Below are 24,707 nucleotides of genomic sequence, written 5' to 3' on the forward strand. Positions count from 1 at the left end.
ATGAAGCTGGCGTACTGGCTCCTGCCGGGCCTGCGCATCAAGCGATGGCTACTGGTCTTCGCCGCCGGGCTGTACCTGGTCGCCCTTGGGGGCGCCATGGCCGCGGGGGCCGACCTCTGGGCGGCGGCCGAGGGGTGGTTGCGCCGCCAGCTGGTGGCGGCGACGGGCCGGTTCGTCCCCGAGCCGTGGCCGGGGTTGGCGGTCATGACGGTGGGGGGCGGGCTGGCGCTGGCGGCCATCTATCGACTGCTGCGGGTGGTGGCGGAGCTGCTGACCCCGCCGGGCGGTGCCAACGGCGGCGCGACGGACCGGCTGGTCCTGCGGCGGCGCCTGGAGCGCGGCCCGCGGGTGGTGGCCATCGGCGGGGGCACGGGCCTGTCGGTGTTGCTGCGCGGGCTCAAGGAGTACACCGGCAACGTGACCGCCATCGTCACCGTGACCGATGACGGCGGCAGCTCCGGCCGGCTGCGGGGCGAGCTGGGCATCCTGCCCCCCGGGGACATCCGCAACTGCCTGGTCGCCCTGGCCGACGCCGAGCCGCTGATGGCCCGGCTCTTCCAGCACCGCTTCACCCAGGGGACCCTGGCCGGCCACAGCCTGGGCAACCTGTTCATCGGGGCCCTGGCGGAGCTGCTGGGCGACTTCGAGCAGGCGGTCTACGAGTCCAGCAAGGTGCTGGCGGTGCGGGGGCGGGTGCTGCCGTCGACCTTGACGCCGGTCACCCTGGTGGCCCGCATGGCCGACGGGCGGGTGGTGCGCGGCGAGACCGCCATCGCCAGCGACCCGGCGGCCATCGACCGGATCTGGCTGGACCCGCCCGGCGTGGAGCCGCCGCCGGCGGCCGTCGAGGCCATCGAGGCGGCGGACCTGATCGTCCTCGGGCCGGGCAGCCTGTACACCAGCATCCTGCCCAACCTGCTGATCCCGGGCATCCGCGACGCGGTGCGCCGGTCGCGGGCGGTCAAGGTGCTGGTGGTCAACGCCATGACCCAGCCGGGGGAGACCACGGGCTTCACCGCCGCCGACCATGCGCGGGCGCTGATCGAGGCCGTCGGGCCGGGGCTGTTCCACCACGTGCTGGTCAACGTCCAGCAGCCCGCTCCGGCCCTGCTGCAGCGCTACCGCGAGCAGGGCCAGGAGCCCGTCCGCCTGGACCGGGAGCGGCTGCGCCAGCTGGGGCTGCAGGTGCACACGGCCCAGCTCCTGGCGGCGGACGACCTGATCCGCCACGATCCCCAGCGCCTGGCCCGCGCGCTCCTGCGGGTGCTGCTGGCCGCCCGGCCCAGGGTCAATCCCCGCCGGCGGCTGGACTTCTTCCTGCTGAGCGAGCGCCTCTGGCGCGAGGAGACGGCGTCGGACGAACCGGCCCAGGCGGCGCGCGACGTGGCACCGGGGGGATGAGGGGTCGATGGACCGGGCCGCGCCCGCTCGGGGGGCGGCGGGGCGGGCGGCGTCCGCGCGCTGGGGGGAGCGGCCGGGGCTGGCCGCGGGGGCTGGGGGGTCGCCGTTGATCCGGGACACCTTCTCCGGTCGGGTCAAGGACGAGCTGGCGCGACGGTGGCCCGCCGACCAGGGGGCGCTGGGGTGGGAGCTGACGGGCCTCTGCCTGGGGTGCGGCAGCCCGCTGCCCGGCGGCGGCTGGCGGTGGCGGACGGAGAGCGCGGCCACCGCGCGGCTCCTGGTGCGGCTGGTCCGGGCGCGGTACGGCGTGGCGCCGCGGCTCGTGGTGGATCGGCGCGGGCGCCTGGGCCGGGGGAACGTGTACGAGCTGTGGCTCGACGTCCTCCCGACCGCGGAGGGAGCCGATGACCGCGCGGCGGAGGCGGCGCCGTCCGGGGGCCGTGGCGGCCGGGCAGCCCGCCGCGGCCAGGGGGCGGCAGGAGCCGCGGGCGGCGTGGTGCTGCCCGGACTGCCCGATCCCGGCGCCGGCCAGCGCCCCCGGCGGCGTCAGGATCGCGAGGCCTTCCTGCGGGGCCTGTTCCTCGGGGCGGGCAGCCTGACGGGTCCGGGACACGGCTACCACGCGGAGGTGGTCGTCCCTGCGGCGGTCGCGTCCCGGGTGGCCGCCGAGCTGCGGCGGTGGGGCCTGCGCCCCGGCCGGGCCCGCCGGCGCGGGCGCGTCGGGCTCTATCTCAAGGAGGCGGAGCAGATCGCGGAGCTGTTGGGACGGCTCGGTGCCCATCAGGCGGTGCTCGCCCTGGAGAACCACCGCGTGGTCAAGGGCGTGCGCAACCGGGTGAACCGCCTGGTCAACGCGGAGACCGCCAATCTGCGCAAGGCGGTGGACGCCGGCCTCCGCCAGGTGGAGGCGATCCGGCGGCTCGTCGACGCCGTGGGGTGGGAGGGCCTCCCGGCCTCCTTGCGGCCGGTGGCGCGGGCCCGGCTCGAGCACCCGGCGGCCAGCCTGCGCGACCTCGGCCAGATGCTGGAGCCGCCCCTCAGCAAGTCCGCCGTGGGCCACCGGATCCGGCGCCTGCAGGCGCTGGCGGCCCGGTACGCGGAGCGGTAAAATGATGGATGTCCCGCGTGTCCACGGAATCCTGTTGCCCCGGGGAGCGCCGCAGGCGCCGCGGGTGCGCCGGGGGAAGGTGCATGGCTGGCGAAGGACAGACGTCGGTGACCGTCTCGACGGGGGCGGTCTTCGAACCCATCCGCGACGAGCTGGCCGGGGTCGAGGCGGCGATCCGGCGAGCCCTGGACGGTCCTGATCCCCACATCGTCGAGCTGGCCACCTACCTGCAACGCGGCGGCGGCAAGCGGCTGCGGCCCGCCCTCTTGCTCCTGGCGGCGCGCAACTTCCACTACGACCGGGAGCGGCTGCTCCCCGTGGCGGCGGCCGTGGAGCTCATCCACATGGCGACCCTGGTCCACGACGACATCGTCGACGGGGCCACCGAGCGCCGGGGCTTGCCGACGGTCAACGTGCGCTGGGGCACGGGGACCGCGGTGCTGACGGGCGACTTCCTGTTCGCGCGCGCCTTCTCCCTGCTCGCCGCCGACGGCGACAACCGCGTGGTCCGGGTGATGGCCGAGGCGGTCTACGAGATGTCCACCGGGGAGATCGAGCAGCAGGCGCAGCTGTTCGACCCCACCAGCGGGGAAGAGGGCTACTACCGCCGGATCTACAAGAAGACGGCCCACTTCATCAGCCACTGCTGCCTGATGGGCGCGCTGATGGGCGGTGCCACCGACCGCCAGGTGGAGGCCCTGCGGCGCTACGGCTACGGGATCGGCATGGGGTTCCAGGTGATCGACGACATCCTGGACCTGACGGGCAACCCCGAGCAGCTGGGCAAGCCGCGGGGAACCGACCTGCGCAGCGGCGTGTTGACGCTGCCCGTGCTCTTCGCCCTGGATCGGGACCCGCAGCCCTGGCTGCTGGAACGGCTGGCCGCCCGCCGGGTGGATGACGCCACGGTGGAGCGGGTGCGGGAGTGGGTGGAGGCGACCGGGGGCATCGCCTACGCCCGCCGGCGGGCCGCGGAGTTCGTCCACGGCGCGCTGGAGGCCCTGGACGAACTGGCCGGCGCCCCCATGGAGCCCTACCTGCGGGCCCTGGGCCGCTTCGTGTTGGAGCGCAGCAGCTGACGGCAACGGACGGCGCGCCGTCGCGGCCGCGGCCGGCGCCGCGCCCGGAGGCCGGGGACCGGGTCGGCGCCCGGGCCGGTGGCCATGGGGGTCGACGGGAGGCGAGCATGGCGGCGAGGGTGCCGGATCCAGGGGACCCGCAGCGGACCGGCGGGTCGCCCGGGCCCGGCGGCGAGCCGGGGCCCTACGGCGAGCCGGATGGGGCGCCGGGCTCCGCGGTCCCCTCCGAAGCGAACGACGACAGCCGGGTGGCCGCGGCACCGGCGCCGGCACGGGTGCCCGACGTCGCCATCCGCCGGTTACCCGTCTATCTCCGGGCCCTGGAAGAGCTGCGCGCCGAGGATCACGAGATCGTCTCCTCCGCCGACCTGGCCGCCCGCACGGGATACTCGTCCGAGCAGATCCGCAAGGATCTGGCCTACTTCGGCGCCTTCGGCACCCGGGGCGTCGGCTACCGCTGCGACGTCCTGGTGGACCGGTTGCGGCACATCCTGGGCCTGGACCGCGAGGTGCCCATCGCCCTGGTGGGGGCGGGCCACCTGGGCACGGCCCTGGTCCGCTACAACCGCACGCGGCACCGGGACGTGCGCATCGTCGCCGTCTTCGACAGCGATCCGGGTCGCATCGGCCAGGAGATCGAAGGGCTGGTGATCCAGCCCGCCGAGGCCATGGAGGCGGTGATCCGCGAGGCCGGGATCAAGCTGGCCGTCATCGCGGTGCCCGCCGCGGCGGCGCAGGAGGTGGCGCGCCGGCTGGTGGAGGCGGGGGTGACCGCGATCCTCAACTTCGCCCCGGTCAGCCTCCAGGTGCCGCCCGGCGTGGTGGTGCAGAACGTGGACCTGACGCTGGAGCTGCAGAGCCTGGCGTACTACATCCGGCCGGAGCCGGCCACCGGCTGAGGGGCCCCGGCCGGGCGGCCGGCGACCCGGCCCGGGCCAGGGGGCGCCAGATCGTGGGGCGGCCGGATCCAGCCACGCCGGGACGGCGTCGAGCCGGTGCCGGCGGATCCGGCCGGGGTGCGAGCCTGCTGCCGCCCAGGCGGCAGTCCCGGGAGGGAGGCCCGAGGTGCCGCTGCCCGCGTTCCTCTTCACCATGACCTGGGTCGACTGGCTGATCTCCCTGGTGGACATCGCCCTCGTCGCGTACCTGTTCTACCGGTTCTTCCTTTTGATCCGCGGCACGCGGGCCGTTCCCATCCTCAGCGGCATCCTGGTGCTGGTGGTCTTCACCAGCGTGAGCGGCTGGCTGCGGCTGGACACCATCCACTGGCTGTTGCGCCAGGCCCAGCTGGCGCTGATCGTGGCGCTGCCCATCGTGTTCCAGCCGGAGCTCCGCCGGGCCCTGGAACAGCTGGGTCGCGGCCGCTTCTTCGCCCGCCCGCTCTTCGCCCTGCCCCAGCAGGACGTGGCCCGCATGATCGAGGAGGTCGTCCGGGCCGTCGAGCAGCTGTCGCGCAACAAGGTCGGGGCGATCATCGTCATCGAGCGGGAGACGGGGCTCAACGAGATCATCGAGACGGGGATCATCATCGACGGCATCGTCTCGGCCCCCTTCCTGGTCAACGTGTTCATCCCCAACACGCCCCTGCACGACGGGGCCGTCATCATCCGCGGCAATCGCGTCATGGCCGCCGGCGCCTTCCTCCCCCTCACCGAGGAGGCCGGGCCCGGTCCGGAACTGGGGAGCCGGCATCGGGCGGCGCTGGGGATCAGCGAGCACTCCGATGCCGTCGCCGTGGTGGTGTCCGAGGAGACGGGACGGGTCTCGCTGGCCCACGGCGGCAAGCTCATCCGCAACCTGGACGACGCCACCCTCAAGGAGCTCTTGACGTCGCTGCTGGCGGCCGACGAGGCCCCGGCGCTGCTGCCGTGGATGCGGGGGTCGTCCTGATGGAGCGGCTGTTCGAGAGCGAGACGCGGTTGAAGATCCTGTCGGTGGTCCTGGCGGTGATCCTCTGGTTCGGGGTGATGAGCAGCCAGAACCCGGAGCAGGCCCGTACGGTGTACGACGTGGAGGTGATCCCCGAGGGGTTGGACCCGGGGCTGGCGGTCCTCTCCCTGGAGCCCCACGTGGTCGACGTCACCTTCAGCGGCCCGCCGGAGTTCCTCGAGGATCTCGGCCCCCGGGATGCGCGGGTGACGGTGGACCTCGGCGGCCTCGGCCCGGGCGAGGCGACGCGCCCGGTGACCGTGATCCCGTCGCGGGGGCGCCTGCGGGTGGTGCGGGTGAGCCCCCAGCAGGTCACGGTGCGCATCGAGCCGCGCATGGAGAAGACGGTGCCCGTCGAGCTCCAGCTGAACGGCGAGCCCGCGCCGGACTATGTGATCGACAACCCGGCGCTTTCCGTCGACCAGGTGACGGTCGCCGGCGCCCGGAGCCTGGTCCGCCGGGTGGCGCGGGTGGTGGCGACGGTGCCGGTGAGCGGCATCCAGAGCACCATCGCCCACTCCGTCACCCTGGTGCCGGTCGATGCCGCCGGCCAGCCCATCGAGCCCGCCTACCCCCAGGCCCTGGTGCTGGAGCCGCTCACGGTGCAGGTGACGGTGCCGGTGGTGTACATGCCGCGCAAGACGGTGCCGGTCCAGGCGCGGCTGGAGGGGGAGCCCGCCCCGGGGTACGAGATCGGCAACATCACCATCGAACCCGCGGAGCTGGCGGTGCGGGCTCGCGACCGGCGGGTCCTGGAGGGGCTGGAGTTCCTGCAGACCGAGGCCATCGACATCGGCGGCCTGAGCCGCACCGTGACCCGGGAGGTGGCCCTGGCACCGCCCGAGGGGGTGGTGCTGGACGACGGGCCGAGAACGGTGCGGGTGACCATCGAGATCCGGCCCGTGCGGGACGTCGGCGGCGCGGCCGGCGGGCCCGACGGCGGGGACGGTGCGATGGAGGGCGCGGGCGAAGGTGGCGGGGCCGGCTAGCCCACCGGACGAACCGGCCGTGCGGCGAGGGCGGTGACCCGGGGCCCGGCCCCGGGGCCAGCGGGTGTCGAGACCACGCGGATGGGAGGGGCGGCATGACACGGCTGTTCGGTACGGACGGCGTTCGGGGCGTCGCCAACGCGGACCTGACGGCAGAACTGGCCCTCGCCCTGGGGCGGGCGGCTGGGCAGGTCCTGGCCGGTCGGTGGGGGGTGCGGCCGCGGGTGGTCGTCGGCCGGGACACCCGCGCGTCGGGCGAGATGCTGGAGGCCGCCCTGGCGGCCGGCTTGATGTCCGCCGGCGCCACCGTCGTCCCCCTGGGGGTGATGACCACGCCCGGCGTCTCGTACCTGACGACGGCGCTGGGGGCCACCGGGGGGGCGGTGATCTCGGCCAGCCACAACCCGCCGGAGTACAACGGCATCAAGTTCTTCGACCCCCAGGGGCGGAAGCTCCCCGACGAGCTGGAAGAGGCCGTGGAGGCCGCGGTGCTCCGGGGCGGCCAGGGCGGCCCGTCGGGGGCGCTCGGCAGCCCGGCCGCCGGCGGTGCCGATGCCGCCGGCGCCACGGGTGCCGAGGCCGGGGCGGCCGCGTTCGTCCCTCCGGTGGGCGGAGCCGTGGGGCGCCGGGAAGAGGCCCCCGATGCCGGTCGGCGCTACCTCGAGCACCTGCGCCGCGCCGCCGGGCCGGGCCTCGAGGGCCTGCACGTGGTGCTGGACTGCGCCCACGGGGCGGCGACGCCCTGGGCCCCGGCCGTCTGGCGGGCGGTGGGCGCGCGGGTGACGGTGATCCACGCCGCCCCCGACGGCACCAACATCAACGTCGGCTGCGGATCCACGGCGCCCCAGGCCCTGGCCGAGGCGGTGCGCCGGGAGGGCGCCGACCTGGGGCTGGCCTTCGACGGCGACGCGGACCGGGTGATCGCTGTGGACGAACGCGGCCGCGTCGTCGATGGCGACGCCATCCTGGCGGTGCTCGCCCTGGACATGGCGCGCCGCGGCGAGCTGCCCGATCGCACGGTGGTGGCGACCGTGATGAGCAACCTGGGCCTCGAGCGGGCGCTCAAGGCGGCGGGGCTGCGCCTGGTGCGCACCCGGGTGGGCGATCGCCACGTGTTCGAGGCCATGGAGCAGGGCGGCTACGCCCTGGGCGGCGAGCAGTCGGGTCACATCATCCTGCGGCGCCATGCGGTGACGGGCGACGGCATCCTGACGGGCCTCGTCCTGGCGTCGGTCATGGTGCGCACCGGCCAACCCCTCTCGCAACTGGCGTCGGTGGTCCAGCCGGTGCCCCAGGTGTTGCTCAACGTTCCCGTGAAGCGCCGCGAGGGCTGGGAGGACGAACCCGCCATCCAGGCGGCCATCGCGGCCGCCCGGCAGCGACTGGGCGAGGCCGGCCGCGTCCTGGTGCGGGCGTCGGGCACCGAGCCGCTGATCCGCGTCATGGTGGAGGGGGACGACGAGGCGCTGGTGCGCGAGCTGGCAGAATCCGTCGCCGGTGCCATCCGCCGGGCCTTGGGATCCGGAACCGATTGACATGAGACCGGCCCCGGGGCATAGAATGGGGTGCCTGCGACCCCGCGGGGCCGGTGCCACGACCCCCGGTCGGCGAAGCCGGGCGGGGCTGGACCGGTGGCCTCGCGAGCGGGGCCGGATCGGTGCCGGACGGGTTGCTCTGGGCGTCCCCAGCCGGCGGGAGGGGGTGAGCAGCGGGGCACGCGGGACGGCGGGAACGGTGGTCGGCGCGCGGTGCCGATCCATCGCCGCCGACCGAGCGGGGAAGGGAGGCGGTCCCGAGCCGCGCCTTGCGCGAGGAGCGGCTTCGTGGCCGGGACGGAGCGGGTTCAGCGAGGGTACGGAAAGCGGCCGAGTGGCTTGCTAGCGCCAGGGCTCGTCGGCCCCTGCCGGCGAGTTGACGAGGACCGGGCGCATCGAGGGTTCGGCGGATCGCCCGGCGGTCGGCCACGACCGAGAGCGGCCCGGCAAATCCCGGGAGCGATCCCGGGGACAACACGGGCCAGGTGGCCTGAACCCCTCCCCTTCCCGCGGTGGGCCACGGGTCTCCTGGGGACGACGCGACGAGCTCCAGGGGCTCCGGGGAGTGAGCCTCCCGCGGAAGGTACCTCCCGCGCGGCATCCCCCGATGGGACCGCGGGCCACGCGTCCACGCGTCCCGCCGCGACCTCGGTGCCTCCAGGGGTCGTCGAGGGGTCCGTCGCCCCCGTCATCAAGGGGGCCCGTCGGCCCCACCACCCGTGGACCCCGACATCCGTTTCGCAGCCGTTCCACACGCATCCGTTCCACCAACCATTGGGTTCGCAACCCATGGGCGCCCGGGGGGCGTTCGCGACCCATGGGCGCTCCGGGCACCCCGTCCGTCGCCCCGGCCGGTGGCTGGCGGCCCTCGCCGGAGGGCTGGCTGGGCGCCGGCGAGCCAGGCGGCACGGCGCTTTGCGGTCGATGCGCTGCGCCGGGCGACGGTTGGATGCGGCCGGCGCCCGCGAGAGGACGCTGCGCGCCGGGGGGCATCGGCGTGCCCGCGACCCGACCGGGGCGTCGGTGAGCGCCACGGGGGACGGCGAGGTGGGGCGTCGCGCCCCGCGCCCCTGGCTGCTCCCCGGGCTGCCCCGGGGGGCGGGCCGCTCGGTCGCCCCATTGTGCGGGCCCCCTTGGCCGTCCCGTGGGGCGGGCCCGCGGCTGCGGGGGCGGAGCCCGGCCCCCGCGGCCGGCGGGGCTCGGCCGGGCGCGGGTCCGCCAGGGCCAGCTCGCCAGGGGCGCGGATGGGCCCGTGGGCTGCGGCAAGCCTCCATGGGCCCGAGGGAGCTCCCTTGGACCTTGGGGATCCCATGGACTTTCGGGAGGGGAAGGAACCGTGTGCGGGATCGTCGGCTACGTCGGATCCAAGCAGGCCGTGCCCATCTTGATCGGCGGCCTGCGCGCCCTGGAGTACCGCGGCTACGACTCGGCGGGCATCGCCGTGGGGTACGACGGAACCGTCGACGTGCGCAAGCGGGTGGGCCGCATCGACGGCCTGGAGGAGCTGGTCAGCCAGCGGCCGCTGCGGGGCACCACCGGCATCGGCCACACCCGCTGGGCGACCCACGGGCGGCCGTCCGATGCCAACGCCCATCCCCATGCCGACTGCACCGGCGCCTTCGTGGTGGTCCACAACGGGATCATCGAGAACTACGCGGAGCTCCGGGACGAGCTGGCCGCCCGCGGCCACCGGTTCGCCTCGGAGACGGACACCGAGGTGGTTGCGCACCTGCTGGAGGAGCTGTACGACGGCGACCTGGTGCGCACGGTCCAGCGGGCGGCGGCGCGGCTCGAGGGCGCCTATGCCCTGGCGGTGATGAGCCGGCGCGAGCCGGGGAAGATCGTCGCCGTCAAGCAGGCCTCGCCGCTCATCGTCGGCCTGGGTGAGGGGGGGAACTTCCTGGCGTCGGACATCCCCGCCCTCCTGCCCCACACCCGCCGCGTGATCCCCCTCGAGGAGGGCGAGATGGCCGTCCTGACCCGCAACGGGGTGCAGCTGATGCGGCTCGACGGCACGCCGGTGGCGCGCCAGCCGATGACCGTCACCTGGGATCCCGGCCAGGCGGAGCGCGGCGGCTACCCGCACTTCATGCTGAAGGAGATCCACGAGCAGCCGCGGGCCGTTCGCGACACCCTGGCCGGGCGCATCCACCGCTCGGGGGAGGGTGTGGTGCTCGACGCCGTCCGGTTCGACCCGGAGTGGGTGCGCCAGCTGCGGGCCGTCTACCTGGTGGCCTGCGGCACCGCCTACCATGCCGGCCTGGTCGGCGGGCGGCTGATCGAGCGGCTGGCCGGCATCCCGGCTTGGACGGAGATCGCGTCGGAGTTCCGGTATCGGGAGCCGCTGGTCGACGAGCGGACCCTGTTCGTCGCCATCAGCCAGTCCGGGGAGACGGCCGACACGCTGGCCGCCCTGCGGGAGGCTCGCCGGCGTGGGGCCCGCGTCTTGGCCATCACCAACGTGGTGGGCAGCTCGGTGGCCCGCGAGGCGGACGACGTGGTCTACACCTGGGCGGGACCGGAGATCGCGGTGGCGTCGACCAAGGCGTACACCACCCAGCTGGTGGCCCTGACCCTGCTGGCCGTCCACCTGGCCGAGCTGACCGGGTTCACCGGGCCCCTGGGACGGAAGAACCTGCTGGAGAGCCTGCGGCAGCTGCCGAGCGCGGTGGAGGCCGCCCTGGAGACGGAGGCGGCGGTCCGGCGCATCGGGGAGCAGGCCGGCGGCTGGCGCGACGCCTTCTTCATCGGCCGGGGCCTGGACTACTTCACCGCCCTCGAAGGCCAGCTCAAGCTCAAGGAGATCTCGTACATCCACGCCGAGGCGTACGCCGCCGGCGAGCTGAAGCACGGCACCCTGGCGCTGATCGAACAGGACACGCCGGTGGTCGCCCTGGTCACCCAACCCGCCCTGCGCGAGAAGATGATCAGCAACATCGAAGAGGTCCGGGCGCGGGGCGCCGCGGTCTACGCGGTGGTACGCCAGGACCTGCTGGGCGTGGACCGGTATGCGCGCCAGACCATCAAGCTGCCGGTGGTGCACCCGATGCTGATGCCGGTGGTGGCGGCGGTGCCGCTGCAGTTGCTGGCCTACTACGCCGCCGTGGCCAAGGGGACCGACGTCGACAAGCCGCGCAACCTGGCGAAGAGCGTCACGGTGGAGTAGCCGGTTCGCGAAGGCCGGCGACGGGGCCAGCGGCCCGGGCCCGGGGCGGCGGCCTGCGGGGCGCCGCCCCTGTTCGTCGCCGACGACGCGCGGTGGTGGGGTCCAGATGGTGGGGCCGGGCGGCCAGCTGCCGCCCGGCCCCACCACCAAAAGACCGCCGTCGCCCCTTGGCCTGCGGCGCCGCCCCGGCGATGGTCGCCACCAGGGCCGCTGGGGAGGGGAGGGGACATGCGGCGACCGTCGGCTACCGGGGCAACAGCAGGCCGACGGCGGCGCCGGCGACGATGAGCCAGGCCGAGTTCAGCCGGGTTCGTCCGAGGGTGATCAGCGCCACGCCGAAGAGCCCCGCCGTCCACAGTTCCGACATCGCCTGGCGCGCCAGCTGCCAGGTGACGCCCGCCATCAGGGCCAGGGAGACCACGTTGAGCCCGTCGAGGGCGGCGGAGAGCACCGGCGAGCGGCGCAGCCGCTCGGCCAGCGGCCGGATGGCGGCGACGAAGAGGAAGGACGGCAGGAAGATGCCGGCCGTGGCGACGGCGGCCCCAGCCAGCCCACCGGTGAGGTAGCCCACGAACGTGGCGGTGGTGAACACCGGCCCCGGCGTGAACTGGCCGGCGGCGACGGCGTCCAGCAGCTGGCGGTCGGTGAGCCAGCCCAGGCGCTCGACGAAGTCCCGCCGCAGGAAGGCGAGGAGCACGTAGCCGCTGCCGTAGAGCACGGAGCCGATCTTGAGGAAGGTCAGGAAGAGGGTCGTCAGGCTGAAGGGCACGGCGGGCGTGGCGGCCGCCAGCGCGGCGGCGGCCGCCACGCCCGCTGCGCCGGCCCTCCCCCCGGGGCCGGCCCCGCCTGCCTGCCCGGCCCCGCCGATCATGGCCGTCCCGCCCGGCAGCCCGCCTCCGCCCTGGGCGCTGGCGGCGGCCGCGGCACCCCCTGCAGCTCCGAGGGCCGGGCCGTGGGGATCGAGCACCGCGAGGTCCCCGCTTCCGGTGGCGGGGCCCAGTCCTGCGGCGCCGGCCATCATGCCCAGGGGACCGCGCCCCAGCGGGCGGCCCCGCCCGCGCGGTCGGCGGCTGAGGGCAGCCCCGCCGCCCCAGACCACCGCGGCGGCCAGGAGCAGCACGAGTTCGTGCACCCCCGCCAGGTACCCGGCGAGGGCCATCGCCGCCAGTGCGCCGCGGGCGGCGAGGCTGCCGATGCCGGGGCGGCGGGTGGTGCCTGGTGCCGGCCACCGGAACACCGTCCGTCCCAGCCCCCAGAGGGCGTGGACCACGATGGCCAGGATCACCGGCAGCACGCCTTCCAGGAAGCGCGTCGCCACCGGCGTCCTGCCGTAGACCACGTAGAGGTGTGCCAGCACCCCGACCATCGCGGCAGCGGGCAGGATGAAGCACGCCCCCGCCGCCAGCCACCCCCGCCACCCGGCCCGCTCCATGCCCAGGTGCATGGCGAGCTCGGTGGAGTTGGGCCCTGGGATCAGGTGGGTGATGCTCAAGAGGTCCAGGAAGCGCCGCTCGTCGAGCCACCGCCGGCGGCGCACCAGCTCGTCCTGCATCATGGCGATGTGGGCGGCAGGCCCGCCGAAGGCGAGGACGCCGAGCCGCAGGAACACCGCGACGACCTCGCCGACGGGAGGACGCTCCAAGGGACGGGACAACGGCATCGCCTCCATCGCTGACACGGGGGATCCCCCATGCCAGCTGCCTGCTACCTGGAAGGTTACCGTGCCCCCTGCGTCGACTCCTGTATGGCATGATGGCGTGACGGATGGCGTGACGCTCCGCGCTGCAGGGCGTTGCGCCGTCCCTCCGTCCTCGTGCACCTCGTGCGGCGCACCCGGCAACGCATCGAACCGCCGTGCAAGCGTGCGCGTCGGAATCGACCGGGCCACGCCGGACGAAGGGAGGAGGCGGCGCGAATGAAGACCTCAGACCGGGCTGCCCACCCGTCCCGCCCGGCGCGCCCACGCCCACTGGGTCCGCAGCACCCAGGCACCGACGACGATCCAGGCCACCGCCACGGCCCACGCCCCCGCTCCCGCGAGCCAGGGGGAGGCACCATGCCAGCTGGCCCGGATGCCGTCGACCACCCGGGCCAAGGGCGAGAGCCCGTTGAGCCCCTCCAGCACCGCCGGCATCGCGCCCGGGGGCAGGAAGAAGCCCGAGAAGACCAGCAGGTAGTACAGCAGCACCTCGGTGAGGGACCCCACCTGTTTGAAGCGCAGGGACAGCCCCAGCGCCGCCAACCCCATGCCGACCATGCCGGCCATGCCCGCCGGCACCAGGAGGAGGGCCGGCCCGAGGAGGCCCTGCATGCCCCGGGCAAGGTCGGTTGGACCGATCAACGCGGCGGCCACCACCAGGAACGACGCCACCCAGATCGCCGAGAAGAGGCCCTCGGCCGCGATCGTCCCCGCCAGGAGGAGCACGGGTCGGGAGCGCGTCACCAGCACCTGCTCGGCGGTTCCCTGGTAGGCCTCTTCCAGGACCAGGTTGCCCAGCTTGGCCAGGACGTGGGCCCACAGGTACCAGAGGCCGAAGCCCACGACCCGGAGCGCCGTCTCGCGGGGCGGCGCATCCGGGACCGCGAACAGCGCCCCCAGGAAGAAGATGCACTTGATCGCCAGGCCGACCGCGAAGTCCAACCAGTAGCGACGGTACTCGGCGGTCTTCTTGAGGAGCGCCGCTCGCAGGACGTGGCCGAGACCGGGGGTCGGCGACGCCGTCGCGAGCGTCGTGGGCCGGGCCGGCGGGGGCGGCGCGGCCGGGCACGGCGGCTCCGCCAGGCCGGGTCGCCCGCCGCCGTGCGGTGGGCTGGACGGGGGGGCTCCCCGGGGTACGCGGGTGGGCACGGGGGTTCGGCCGACGTCGCGCGGCGCCGGGACGGCCCGCCGGACCGCGTCGAGGAATCGCGACTCCAATGCCGCCGGACCCTGGACGGTGTCCCGCGTCCCCTCCCAGACGATCCGCCCGCCGTGCAGGATCACGAACCGCGTGCCCACGGCGTAGGCGAAGGCCGCGTCGTGGGTGGCGATGAGCAGCCCGCGGTCGGCCGGCATGTCGTCCCTGAGGAACCGGCGCAGGGCGTGCTGGGCTTCGATGTCCAGGCCCAGCGTGGGTTCGTCGAGGAGCAGCAGGGGTGCGTCCTTGGTCAGCGCCACGGCCAGGGCGAGCTTCTGGCGGAGGCCCCGGGAGAGCGCCTGGGCCAGGTCGGCGGCGCGGTCCGTCAAGCCCACCTGGGCGAGCCGCCGCAGGGCCTCGCCGCGAGCGCGCGCCGCCGCCCAGCCGTTGAGCAGGCCGAAGTAGCATACATTCTCCAGGACGGTCAGGTAGGCATAGCTGTTGTCCGCTTCCTCGAACACCACGCCCACCAGCCGGCGGGCCGCCTCCGGGTGCCGTCCCACGTCCACGCCGGCCACCCGCACCCGGCCGGCATCGGGCACGACCAGACCCAGCACGCAGCGGATCAGCGTGGTCTTGCCGGCGCCGTTGCGGCCGAGGAGGATCACCCGCTCCCCGGGCAAGACGCGAAGACCCACGCCCGCCAAGGCCTGCGGGCCGCCCGGGTAGCGCTTCCAGAGGTCGTCCACTTCCAGCAGCGGCGCGGGGGATTCCGGTCGCATGTGCGGAGGCTTCGCCAGCCGGGCGGCCTCGCCTGCCGCTGCCCATCCCCCTCATCGATCGACGACGACGCGGAGTCCGGTGTCGTTCTCCAGGATCGCAACGAGGGGCTCCTCGTCGGACCGTCCCGGACCCACGCCCCTTCGCTCGGCCGACGCGGACCCGGCTTTCCCATCCTCGGCCGTCCTCCGCCGGACCTCCAGCGACAGCCGGCCGCCACCGACGCGCAGACCGCGCAACCGGACGCCGGCCAGCCACGGGGGGAGCACCGGCTGCAGCCGGATGACGCCGGCTGGTGCGTCCGGTTCCAATCCCAGGAGCGCCCGCACGAGCAGCAAGGGGGCTCCCGCTGCCCAGGCCTGGGGCGCACAGGCCGCCGGGTAGGGGACGAACGGGCCCGCAGCGGCCGAAAACCCGCACCAGAGCTCGGGCAGACGGTGCGACGTCGCTTGCTCGGCCACGGCGAGGAGGCCGGCCAGGATCCTGTGCACGCCCTCCCCGTAGCCCTGCCGCGCCATCCCCCAGGCGATCAGGCTGTTGTCGTGGGGCCAGACGGAGCCGTTGTGATAGCTGGCCGGGTTGTAGGCCCGCTCGCGGCTGCTCATGGTGCGGATGCCGTAGCCGGAGAAGAGGTCCGGTTCCAGGAGGCGGCGCGCCACGCGAGCGGCCCGCTCGTGCCCCAAGAGGTCGGTGATCAACAGATGGCCTGCATTGGACGTGATCACGGCCACCTGCCGTTTGTCGCCGTCCAGGGCCAGGGCGACGAACTCCTCGTCGTCCATCCAGAAGGCCTGGTTGAAGCGTTCCCTCAGTCGCTGCGCCGCCGTCTGGAGCTGCGCCGCCCGCTCCGCCTCGCCCCATTCCCGGAGGATCCGGCCCCACTGGCGTAGGGCTTCGTAGACGTAGCCCTGGACCTCGCAGAGGGCGATGGGACCGCGCGCCAGGGTGCCGTCGCGGTGGACCACGGCGTCGCCGGAATCCTTCCATCCCTGGTTGATCAGGCCGGTGCCGTCGCCCCGGTACTCCACGAAGCCGTCCCCGTCGACGTCGCCATGATGCTCGATCCACCGCAACGCGGCATCGACGTGGGGCCACAGGCCCTCCACGAGGGTGCGGTCCCCCGTCCAGCGGTAGAACTCGGCGGCCACGATGAGGAACAGCGGGGTGGCGTCCACCGAGCCGTAGTACCGGCCGAAGGGCACCTGGCCGGTGTTGGCCAGCTCGCCGAAGCGGATCTCGTGGGGGATCTTGCCGGGTTCCTCCGACCGAGCGACATCGACGCGCTGGCCCTGCAGGCGGGCCAGGGAGCGCAGCGTGCCGCGGGCCAGCTCGGGCAGGAAGGGGAGCGCCTGGAGCGCGGCGATCAAGCTGTCGCGACCGAAGGGGGCCGCGAACCATGGGATGCCGGCCACCGGGAGCGGGCCGTCGCCCAGGTCGATGGTGAGCATCCGGAGATCGTCGAGGCCCCGCCGGACGAGGCGGTCGAAGAGGGGGTGGGACGACTCGACGCGGGGCAGCGCCTCCTGCCATCGCCGGTACGCGTCCTCGGCAGCCGCCAAGGCCTGCTCGAGGGAGCGCACCGGCTCCCGCCTTGCGGCGGCCGGGGCGTCCGGTCCGCACCGGTTGCGGTGCCCCTTCGCCTTCCCCCCGCCTGCGACGTCGCCGCGGTCGGCTCCGATCACGGGCTCGACGGTCAGGGTCAGCGTCCGGTGCTCTCCGGGTTGGAGGGCCATGCGGAACCGGAAGCGACCCGGCTGGTCCCAGGTCGCGGCGGGTTCGCTGAACCGGATCCGCGTCTCGCGCCGGATGCCGTCGGCGCCGTCGTAGCGTACCCGCAGCCCCCTGGCGTCGATCCGGCGGGCGGTGATGAGGCCCCTGCGACGGGCCGGGTATCCGCGCACGAGGAAGACGTCGGCGAAGTCCGCGTCGACCTCGTACGCGACCTCGACCTCCTGGGGAGCGCGATGGTGGTTGGTCACGGTCAGTCGCTCGTAGAGGACCCCGTCCGCGACGATGCGCAACCGCTCGAGGACCACCGAGTCCCGGGCCAGACCCTGGGGCCCTCCTGTCGCGGCCGGCGCATTGACCAACAACACCCGGCCGGTATCACCGCGCTCCGCCTCCGCCGTGAGGGCCAGGAGCGGCGACCCGTTGAGCCGCAGCTCGAAGCGGCTGAGGAAGCGCGTGTCACGGGTGAAGAGGCCGAGGCCGCCGGGAGCGCCGGCCGGGATGTCGCCGCGTTCGTCGGTCAGCAAGAAGACGTCATCGGCTTTGATGACCTGGGTCGTCATACGAAGCGGTCCTCCCTCCCAGCCGGCCGTGGGCGGCGATCGCCGCCCCGCCGTCTGGACCGTGCGCGTGGAGACCTTTCACCGTGGGGGCCCGAGATCCTGGATCCGGGCGGCGAGCCCCGAGGTCACACCCGCGTGGGCGGGACCGACGCACGGGGACGAGGACCGATGCGGCCTGGGGCCGCCCCGCGCCGAGGCAGGAGCGCACCGGCGACGGATGGAAGTCTGCGTCGGTCGATCGGGGGCGGGACCGTGGAGACCATCCGACTGACGGACCGGGTGACGCTGCTCCCCGGGGCGGTGAACAGCGGGCTCGTACGCACCGACGAGGGCGTGCTCGTCATCGACACCGGCCTCGACCGGACGGCCGCCAACAGGATCCTGCGCGCCGCCGCGGCCTTGGGGGCGCCGGTGCGGGCGGTCCTCAACACCCACGCCCACGCCGACCACTTCGGCGGAAACGCGCAGATCCTGCGCAAGAGCACCGTCCCCGTCTACGCGCCGGCGGTAGAGGCGGCGGTGATCCGTCAACCCGTCTACGAGCCGGTGTATCTCTTCGGCGGGGCCGCGCCCATCGCGGCCCTGCGTCACCGGTTCCTCCTGGCGGAGCCGTCCCCGGTGGACCACGAGGTCCAACCGGGCCAGGTGCTGGAGCTGGGCGGGGTGAGCATCCGGGTGGTCGACCTGGCGGGTCACAGCCTGGGCCAGGTGGGGTATCTGGTGGACGGGGTCCTGTTTGCCGCCGACAGCTTCATGGGCTTCGAGCCCCTGGCCAAGCATCCCATCCCCTACCTGGTGGACGCCGGCCGGACGCTGGAGTCCCTGGAGCGGTTGCGGCACGTGGAGGCGGCTTGGTTCGTCCCCGGCCACGGGCCGGCGGTGGAGGCGGGGCCCGAGCTGGTTGCGGTGCTGGATGCCAACGCCGCCGCCGTCCGGCGTCTGCTGCACTGGGCGGCGGACCGGCTGCGGCGGGGACCGGCGGGGACCGAGGACCTGCTGGCCGAGCTGGCAGCCCAGCGAGGGGCCGCCATGGGCGAGCCCGTGGCCTACGTGCTGAACCGCACGGCCCTCTTGGGCGTGCTGGCGACCCTGGAGCGGGAGGGCGCCGTGCGGGCGGAGGTGCGGGACGGGCGGTGGTGGTGGGCGGCGGCATCGGAGGTGGCAGGCCGGTAAGGACGTGGGGCCCTGGACCGCTTCGTTCCAGGGCTTGGGCCGACTGCAGAAGCGGCACGCCGGGAGGAGGCCGGCGGCAAGGTGCGGCGGGTCGTGGTGTCGTTCGATGCGGGGAACGGCCGCGTCACGCCCGGACTCGGGAGGAACGCGCCCGCGGCGCCGCAGGGAGGCGCCGTGGGGGCGCCTCGCAGGAGGCGGCCCCACCGCGACGCCGGGTTCGTCCCAGAGCGGGGTCGCCCCGTGGGCTTGGCGGGGACGAAGGCCAGGCGCACCCGGTCCGGCTTCAGCCACCGGCGATGCCGATGCCGCCGCGGCGAAGCGGATGGCCGCCGCACGGGACGGAGGGCCGGCTCCACCTCGTCGCGGGCCGGCCTACACCTCGAGGAGGAACCGGCCGTCGCGGAAGATCGGCTGACCGTCGGCGTAGATCTCGCCGCCTTGGCGCAGATCGCAGATCATGTCCCAGTGGATGGCGGACCGGTTCCGCCCGCCGGTGATGGGGTAGCTCGCCCCCAGGGCCAGGTGCACGGTGCCGCCGATCTTCTCGTCGAAGAGCAGGTTGCGGCTGAAGCGCGTGATCCGCTCGTTGGTGCCGATGGCGAACTCGCCGACGTAGCGGGCGCCCGGGTCGGTCGCCAGCAGGGCGTCCAGCAGCGCCTGGCCGCGGGCGGCTTCGGCCTGCACCACCCGGCCGTCCTCGAAGCGCAACCGGATGTCCTCGATCTCCTGCCCCTGGAAGATCCCCGGGAAGCTGAAGCGAATGGTGCCGCGGACGCTGTCTTCGACCGGGCCGGTGAACACCTCGCCGTCGGGGAAGTTGATGTGCCCGTCGGCGTTGATCCAGGTCCGGCCGGTCACCGAGAGGGTCAGGTCGGTGCCGTCGCCCACCACGCGGATCTCCCGAACGCCGTTCAGGAACTCCACCAGCCGCTGCTGCCGGCGGCTGACCGCCTGCCAGCTGGCGACGGGGTCGTCGTCGTCCAGGCGGCATGCCGCGAAGACGAACTCCTGGTAGTCGGCGAGGGACATGCCGGCCTCCTGGGCCAGCGCCTGGGTGGGGAAGAGGGTGACGCAGTACTTGCCGCCCTGGCCGACGCGGGCCATCAGCCTCTCCGTCAGCGGGCGCCGGGCCTCCTGGGCGATGGCCAGCCGCCGCGGGTCCACCCCGCTGAGCGCCTTCACGTTGTGGGGCGCGTGGATCACGAGGGAATGCTGGTACTGCTCGTACGCCAGGCGGTCCAAGGGTGTGAGGACGCGCAGCTGCTCCTCGGAGGCCTCCTTGAGGTAGATCTCGCTGAGCCCCTCCAGCTGGGCCAGCACCTGGGGGAAGGCACCCACCCGCAGGGCTTCCCTGTAGATCGCCTGGACCAGCGGCGTGGCCAGGTCCGACGTCTGGATGAGGATGTGGTCGCCGGCCTCCAGCCCCAGGGAGTAGCGGACCAGCACCTGGGCCATCTTGCGGACGCGGGGATCGATCACCGTCGTCGCTCCTTTCCGGTCTAAGGATTGCGGCGTGGAGGCGCTGGTTCCTCCCGGTGGGACGTGGTGTTGTGCAGGCCTGTGCTGGCCGATGAGAAAATCGGGTCAGGATGGAGGAGGAGGTGGGGGCATGGCATGCCCGCCGTTCTCGGCAGACCACGCTGGCGCGGCGAACCAGCCTGCGCCGCAGGCTGCGCACCATGGGAGGAGGAGCCATGGTGCTGCGCACCACGGGCCGTGGGAGGCTCAGGTCTCCTGGGCGGAGATCTTCGAGCACCAGAAACGGCGTCAAGCCCTGGTGGAGGAGTGGTTGGAGTGGCTGGACCTCCGGCCCGGAGATCACCTGGTGGACCTGGGTGCGGGGCCGGGGCTCACCAGCCTGCTGGCCGCCCGCCGGGTGCAGCCCCACGGCCGCGTGTACGCCGTGGACCACTGGCCCGAGGCCCTGCGCTTTCTGCGCCGGCAGGTGGAGGGGGAGAGCCTCGACAACGTGCGCGCCTTCCAGGCGGACATCGCCCAGGACGACCTGGCCGGGGTCATCCCGCCCCAGCACGCCCGCAAGGTGGTCCTGGCCCATGTGCTCCATCACATTCCGGATCCCCGGGCGGTCCTGGGTCGCCTTCACCGCTGGCTGTTGCCGGGCGCCCGCATGGTGGCGGAGTTCGATCCGGAGGGGGCCGGTGAGGTGGGTCCACCCCGGGCGGAGCGCATTGCCGAGGCGGACCTGGCCGGATGGTTGACCGGTGAGGGTTTCAAGATCCTGGGCCGAAGGCACTATCCGGAGCAGGAGCAGTACGCCATCCTGGTCGACTGTCTAAAGTTTCGGTAGGTGCTGGTGGGGGAAAAGCGAAGGAGAGACCTCACCAGGTTGTCCCAAACGGGACAGCCGATCCTTCTGGCCAAGGATGGAGGTGAGGCCTCTCCATGAAGGACGTGATTCGCCGCATCGGGGAGATCACCCTGCAGCTTGCTCGGGTTGTGGAAAAGGCCCTGTGGGAGGCTCCGGACTTTCGAGCGCTGGAGGTGGCCGTGGTCCGAGGGGCGCAGGAGGCCGCGCGGCAACTGTTGGTCACGGCTTTGGAGGCGCTGGACCGGCAGCTGATGGAGCAGCGGGACCGGCGGCAACTGAAGTGCGTCAATCAGCAACCGCGGAGCCTGATCACGTGGGTGGGTGAGATCCAGTGGGAACGACGGTATTACCAGGAGCGGCCGAGCGGCGCACGGCGGTTCTTGCTGGATGAAGTGCTCGGGCTGGCGCCGCGGCAGCGATACTCGCCGCTGGTGCAGGAGTTCGGGATTCAGCTGTGCACCCAAGTGCCGTTTGCGGCGGCAGCGGACTGGCTGGAGCGGGTGAGCTGCGGGGCCGTGCGGCTGAGCGCCATGGCCTTGTGGGCGGATGTGCAGGCGGCCGGGGCCCGAGCGGACGAAGCGGCGAAGGCGCAGCGGGAGGCGGTGTTTGAGCGGGGCGAGATCCCGCCCGGGAGCCGGCCGGCGGCCGCCGTCGACTTGGAGTTTGACGAGCTGTTGGTGCGGGGCCGGCGGCGCGGGCCGGATGGGCAGAAAGAGCGGATTGCGCTGATGCATGCGCTGGCGTATGAGGGCAAGGCGACGGACGCGCGGGGGCGGACGGTGCTGAAGAACCGGCGGGTGCACGTGGCCGTGGGCGAAGGGACGGCGTCCATCGAGGAGGCGCTGGCGGCCTTTGCGGCGGAGTGGGACTGGGCCCGGGTGGAACAGTGCACGGTGGGTGGGGACGGGGCGCCGTGGATCCGCAAGGCCCTTGAGTACCTCCCACAGGCTTCGTATCGCCTCGATCCGTTCCACCTGAAACGGGCCATGCGGCGGGGACTGCAGCACGACGCGGAAGCCCACCGGCAGCTGGCGGCGGCCCTGGCCGAGGGGAAGCCGTGGCGCGAGGTGGAGACGATCCTGGATGCGGCTCGCCGGCGGGCGCGGGGTGAAGCGCGCGACCGCGTCCAAGAACTGAAGCAGTACTTGAAGAACCACTGGGACGGCATCGTGGCCGACGCGAACGCGCGGCGGCTCGGTGCGATCGAGGCGGAGAACTACCACGTGCTGGCCCGGCGAATGAAGCGGCGCGGGGCCGCGTGGAGCGAGCGAGGGGCTCGGCACCTGGCCCGGCTGTTGGCGGCTCGAGCGAACGGGGAGCTCGATCGCTACGCGCGTCCGGTCTGGCAGCGCCGCCAGGCGCCACCGGTGGCCCCGACCCCGCAAGGCCGGCTGTTCGGGCAGCGCCTGAGCCGGAGCGACGTGGAGGATGTCGCCCAGTGGCTGCGGGTGCGGATCCCGGCGCTCTACGGACCCCATGCGGACCGCGAGTGGGTGAAGGCGCTGCGGCATCTGGCCGGCCTTTCTGTGGCGTGACCGGAACATGGGTCGGGGGGATCCACCTACCGAAGCTTGATGCAGTCTCCTGGTCGAGCCGGCTTGACCGGCGGGGATCCGCGCCGGCTCGAGCGGCGTGGGATCTCGGCTCGTGCCGACCGTGCCTTGCCCGCCGGCCTGGTGGTGGGGTGGCTCCAACAGGGGATACGACGACCCGCCGGCCTCCGCCGGAGACCGGCGGGTCGCCACGTCCGAGGAACCCTGTCAGGAAAGGGCCTCCTTGATCAACGCCAGCAGGTGTGGTTCTGGCGCCGCGCCTTCGATGGCGGCCGACCCGTTCACCACGGTCTTGGGAACGCCGAAGACTGCGAAGCGGTTGGCCAGATCGGGGAACTCCATGGCCTCGATGGCGTCAGCCCGCACCCGGTCGCTGGCGAGGGCCATCTTGTGAGCCAGGCGGACCGCCCGGGGACAGTACGGTCACGTCGGCGTGACGAACACCTGCAGGTGGACGTCGGTGTCCAGCGACCGCAGGTATGCCTCGGTTTCCGGGGACAGCCCCGCGACACCGCGGGAGACGTCGACGATGTCGTCGATCAGCGTCCCGAACTCGTAACCGGCCGGAATGCCGTAAAACCGCATCCCGGTGTCGCTGCCGTCCGCCCGGGCGAACAGGATGGCCGGGACCATGTCGACGCCGTGGCGCTCGGCCAGCTCGGGTTCCAGGTCGACATCGTGGACCTCGAGGGTGATGCGGTCGTCGAGCTCCGCCACCGCTTCCAGCAGCTGGCGGGTGTCCTCGCAGTAGGGGCACTCGTCTTTGTCTGCGCGGACGAACAGCTTGAGGACCACCGGTGATTCCATCGCCTCAAAGCGCCGCTGGATCTCCCGCCGGTCCTGATCGGAGATCTTCATCCCTTTCGTCACCTCCTCTCAGGGATCCCTCTCTTTGCGGATCCCGGGAGCCCCGGCCGGGCGGCGCGCTGGCCGCCGGTTGCCGCCGAACACCCACCGCCCGACCGGAAACCTTCAAAACCAGTGAAACCAGCGCTCTCTCGGGAACAGTGTTCCCGCCTGCCGGGGCGACCGGCTGCATGCGCCGTCGGAGACGCATCTAGTCCGACACGCCCCGGATGGCGTTCATGGCCTGGCGAGCGGCCACCAGCACCGGATCCCACACGGGCGCGAAGGGGGGCGCGTAGGCCAGGTCCAGTTCGTAGAGCTGGTCCACCGTCATGCCTGCATGTAGGGCCGCCACCAGCGTGTCGATGCGCAAGACGGCATCGACCGGTCCCGCCATCTGGGCGCCCAGCAGGCGGCCGTCAGGCCCGTGGACCAGCCGTACGTGCAGCTTGCCGGCACCGGGGTAGTAGTGGGCGCGGGAGCCGTGGCGGATCGTGGTGGCCGCGGCGTCCAGGCCCGCCAGTGCGGCCTCGCGGGCGGTCAGGCCCGTCCGGGCGACGCCCAGGTCGAATACCTTGACGATGGCCGTACCCAGTACCCCGGGGAAGCGGGCGTGGCCGCCGGCGGCGTTCTCGCCGGCCACGCGCCCCTGCTTGTTGGCGGTGGTGCCGAGGGGAATGTAGGCGCGCCGGCCGCTGACGCGGTGGATGGTGTCGGCGCAGTCGCCGGCGGCATAGACCGCCGGGTGCGACGTGCGCATGAACTCGTCCACCTTGATCGCCCGCCCGGCACCCAGCTCGATGCCGGCCGCCTCGGCCAGCTCGGAATTGGGCCGCACGCCCACGGCCACCAGGACCAGATCGGCCGGCAGGGTGCGGGCGTCGGTGTCGAGCGCCCGCACGCGGTCACCGTCGCCCAGCACGGCCCGTGCCCCCTCGCCCAGATACAGCGCCACACCGTGGCGGCGCAATTCATCGTGGACCAGCTCGGCCATCTCCGGGTCCAGGTTGGGCATGACCTGGGGGAGGCGCTCGACGATGGCGACCTCCATCCCGACGGTGACCAGGGCCTCGGCCATTTCAAGCCCGATGTAGCCGCCGCCGATGACGACCGCCTTGCGTCGCCCCTGGGCCACCAGGGTCCGGGCGTGCTCGCGGACGGCGATGCCGTCCTCGACCAGCCGGAGGGAATGGACACCCTTCAGGTCGAGGCCGGGGATGGGCGGCTCGACGGGCCGGGCGCCCGTGGCCAAGATCAAGCTGTCGAACTCCACCTGCCGCTGGCGCCCGGTCACGAGGTCGCGTACCTCCAGGTAGTGTTCGTCCGGATGAATGGCCGTGACCTCGTGCTGGACGTGAACGGCGATGTTGCGTTTCTGGCGGAAGAACTCCGGCGTGTAGACCACCAGCTCGCCGGGTTCGCGGATCAGGCCGCCGACGAAGTAGGGCAAGCCGCAAGACCCGTACGAGACGAAGCCGCTGCGCTCGAACACCTCGATCTCCAGGTCAGGATCGAGGCGACGCGCCCGGGAGGCGGCGCTCATGCCGGCCGCGACGCCCCCGACCACCACCAGGCGCTTTCTCCGGGACATGGTCCACCATCTCCTGTGGGCTCGGGGCGGCGGATACGCTGGGCCGCTCGCCCCGCATCGGTCCCCACCGGCGCGGCCTGGCCGCCCCGGAAAAGGATGC

The 24,707-nt window shown here is 73.5% G+C and carries 17 protein-coding genes; 11 read left to right on the plus strand and 6 right to left on the minus strand.

Going from position 1 to position 24,707, the window contains the following annotated elements:
- The 8 genes from yvcK to glmS all read left to right on the plus strand — a co-directional run bounded on the left by yvcK (position 1) and on the right by glmS (position 11,207).
- Positions 1-1,401: a YvcK family protein gene (gene yvcK / locus E1B22_RS04745; RefSeq protein ID WP_135224765.1), complete on the plus strand. Its 1,401-nt coding sequence runs from the start codon at positions 1-3 to the stop codon at positions 1,399-1,401.
- A gap of 7 nt (positions 1,402-1,408) precedes the next feature.
- Positions 1,409-2,509, plus strand: a complete 1,101-nt coding sequence (whiA, locus tag E1B22_RS04750) for a DNA-binding protein WhiA (protein WP_243123743.1) — start codon at positions 1,409-1,411, stop codon at positions 2,507-2,509.
- Between the two features lie 83 nt (positions 2,510-2,592).
- Positions 2,593-3,588 (plus strand): polyprenyl synthetase family protein, encoded by a 996-nt coding sequence (locus E1B22_RS04755; protein WP_135224766.1) that lies wholly within the window; start codon positions 2,593-2,595, stop codon positions 3,586-3,588.
- A 107-nt stretch (positions 3,589-3,695) separates the two neighbouring features.
- Positions 3,696-4,487, plus strand: a complete 792-nt coding sequence (locus E1B22_RS04760) for a redox-sensing transcriptional repressor Rex (RefSeq protein ID WP_135224767.1) — start codon at positions 3,696-3,698, stop codon at positions 4,485-4,487.
- Between the two features lie 166 nt (positions 4,488-4,653).
- Positions 4,654-5,478: a diadenylate cyclase CdaA gene (gene cdaA / locus E1B22_RS04765; protein WP_135224768.1), complete on the plus strand. Its 825-nt coding sequence runs from the start codon at positions 4,654-4,656 to the stop codon at positions 5,476-5,478.
- The gene (locus tag E1B22_RS04770; protein WP_135224769.1) at positions 5,478-6,506 is read left to right on the plus strand and encodes a YbbR-like domain-containing protein; all 1,029 of its coding nucleotides are present in this window, start codon (positions 5,478-5,480) and stop codon (positions 6,504-6,506) included. The genes cdaA and E1B22_RS04770 overlap by 1 nt, the downstream gene beginning before the upstream one ends.
- 95 nt (positions 6,507-6,601) lie before the next feature.
- Positions 6,602-8,041 (plus strand): phosphoglucosamine mutase, encoded by a 1,440-nt coding sequence (locus E1B22_RS04775; protein WP_135224770.1) that lies wholly within the window; start codon positions 6,602-6,604, stop codon positions 8,039-8,041.
- A gap of 1,336 nt (positions 8,042-9,377) precedes the next feature.
- Positions 9,378-11,207 carry a glutamine--fructose-6-phosphate transaminase (isomerizing) gene (gene glmS, locus E1B22_RS04780; RefSeq protein WP_135224771.1) on the plus strand — a complete coding sequence of 610 codons (1,830 nt, stop codon included), beginning with the start codon at positions 9,378-9,380 and terminating at the stop codon, positions 11,205-11,207.
- A 244-nt stretch (positions 11,208-11,451) separates the two neighbouring features.
- Here glmS and E1B22_RS04785 read toward each other — a convergent pair whose 3' ends face one another.
- The 3 genes from E1B22_RS04785 to E1B22_RS04795 all read right to left on the minus strand — a co-directional run bounded on the left by E1B22_RS04785 (position 11,452) and on the right by E1B22_RS04795 (position 17,115).
- Positions 11,452-12,861 carry a chromate transporter gene (locus E1B22_RS04785; RefSeq protein ID WP_243123744.1) on the minus strand — a complete coding sequence of 470 codons (1,410 nt, stop codon included), beginning with the start codon at positions 12,859-12,861 and terminating at the stop codon, positions 11,452-11,454.
- Positions 12,862-13,131: 270 nt separating this feature from the next.
- Positions 13,132-14,826 (minus strand): ABC transporter ATP-binding protein/permease, encoded by a 1,695-nt coding sequence (locus tag E1B22_RS04790; RefSeq protein WP_135224772.1) that lies wholly within the window; start codon positions 14,824-14,826, stop codon positions 13,132-13,134.
- Positions 14,827-14,877: 51 nt separating this feature from the next.
- Complete coding sequence (locus tag E1B22_RS04795; RefSeq protein WP_135224773.1) at positions 14,878-17,115, minus strand: glycogen debranching N-terminal domain-containing protein; 2,238 nt, start codon at positions 17,113-17,115, stop codon at positions 14,878-14,880.
- Positions 17,116-17,367: 252 nt separating this feature from the next.
- Here E1B22_RS04795 and E1B22_RS04800 point away from each other — a divergent pair, with 252 nt between their 5' ends.
- A complete protein-coding gene (locus tag E1B22_RS04800; protein WP_135224774.1) occupies positions 17,368-18,288 on the plus strand; it encodes an MBL fold metallo-hydrolase in 921 nt (306 codons plus the stop codon).
- A 372-nt stretch (positions 18,289-18,660) separates the two neighbouring features.
- Here E1B22_RS04800 and E1B22_RS04805 read toward each other — a convergent pair whose 3' ends face one another.
- Positions 18,661-19,767 carry an aminopeptidase gene (locus E1B22_RS04805; RefSeq protein WP_135224775.1) on the minus strand — a complete coding sequence of 369 codons (1,107 nt, stop codon included), beginning with the start codon at positions 19,765-19,767 and terminating at the stop codon, positions 18,661-18,663.
- 130 nt (positions 19,768-19,897) lie between these two features.
- On the opposite strand from E1B22_RS04805, the gene E1B22_RS04810 reads away from it, so the two are divergent.
- On the plus strand, positions 19,898-20,596 hold the full coding sequence (locus E1B22_RS04810; RefSeq protein ID WP_135224776.1) for a class I SAM-dependent methyltransferase: 699 nt from the start codon (positions 19,898-19,900) through the stop codon (positions 20,594-20,596).
- 95 nt (positions 20,597-20,691) lie between these two features.
- On the plus strand, positions 20,692-22,152 hold the full coding sequence (locus tag E1B22_RS04815; protein WP_135224670.1) for an ISLre2 family transposase: 1,461 nt from the start codon (positions 20,692-20,694) through the stop codon (positions 22,150-22,152).
- Between the two features lie 225 nt (positions 22,153-22,377).
- Here E1B22_RS04815 and E1B22_RS04820 read toward each other — a convergent pair whose 3' ends face one another.
- Positions 22,378-23,028 carry a thioredoxin family protein gene (locus tag E1B22_RS04820; RefSeq protein WP_135224777.1) on the minus strand — a complete coding sequence of 217 codons (651 nt, stop codon included), beginning with the start codon at positions 23,026-23,028 and terminating at the stop codon, positions 22,378-22,380.
- 199 nt (positions 23,029-23,227) lie between these two features.
- Entirely contained in the window at positions 23,228-24,607 is a 1,380-nt protein-coding gene (locus tag E1B22_RS04825) for an FAD-dependent oxidoreductase (protein WP_135224778.1), read from the minus strand.
- Between the last annotated feature and the right edge of the window lie 100 nt (positions 24,608-24,707).

It is taken from the genome of Thermaerobacter sp. FW80 (genome assembly GCF_004634385.1).
GTDB classification, from domain to species: domain Bacteria; phylum Bacillota; class Sulfobacillia; order Thermaerobacterales; family Thermaerobacteraceae; genus Thermaerobacter; species Thermaerobacter composti.

What these genes read in the sequence shown, in the direction of transcription:
- E1B22_RS04825 (WP_135224778.1), bottom strand. Translation starts at nt 24,607, where the DNA reads ATGTCCCGGAGAAAGCGCCTGGTGGTGGTCGGGGGCGTCGCGGCCGGC.
- yvcK (WP_135224765.1), top strand. Translation starts at nt 1, where the DNA reads ATGAAGCTGGCGTACTGGCTCCTGCCGGGCCTGCGCATCAAGCGATGG.
- E1B22_RS04795 (WP_135224773.1), bottom strand. Translation starts at nt 17,115, where the DNA reads ATGACGACCCAGGTCATCAAAGCCGATGACGTCTTCTTGCTGACCGAC.
- E1B22_RS04770 (WP_135224769.1), top strand. Translation starts at nt 5,478, where the DNA reads ATGGAGCGGCTGTTCGAGAGCGAGACGCGGTTGAAGATCCTGTCGGTG.
- E1B22_RS04760 (WP_135224767.1), top strand. Translation starts at nt 3,696, where the DNA reads ATGGCGGCGAGGGTGCCGGATCCAGGGGACCCGCAGCGGACCGGCGGG.
- E1B22_RS04810 (WP_135224776.1), top strand. Translation starts at nt 19,898, where the DNA reads ATGGCATGCCCGCCGTTCTCGGCAGACCACGCTGGCGCGGCGAACCAG.
- E1B22_RS04815 (WP_135224670.1), top strand. Translation starts at nt 20,692, where the DNA reads ATGAAGGACGTGATTCGCCGCATCGGGGAGATCACCCTGCAGCTTGCT.
- E1B22_RS04790 (WP_135224772.1), bottom strand. Translation starts at nt 14,826, where the DNA reads ATGCGACCGGAATCCCCCGCGCCGCTGCTGGAAGTGGACGACCTCTGG.
- E1B22_RS04775 (WP_135224770.1), top strand. Translation starts at nt 6,602, where the DNA reads ATGACACGGCTGTTCGGTACGGACGGCGTTCGGGGCGTCGCCAACGCG.
- whiA (WP_243123743.1), top strand. Translation starts at nt 1,409, where the DNA reads ATGGACCGGGCCGCGCCCGCTCGGGGGGCGGCGGGGCGGGCGGCGTCC.
- E1B22_RS04755 (WP_135224766.1), top strand. Translation starts at nt 2,593, where the DNA reads ATGGCTGGCGAAGGACAGACGTCGGTGACCGTCTCGACGGGGGCGGTC.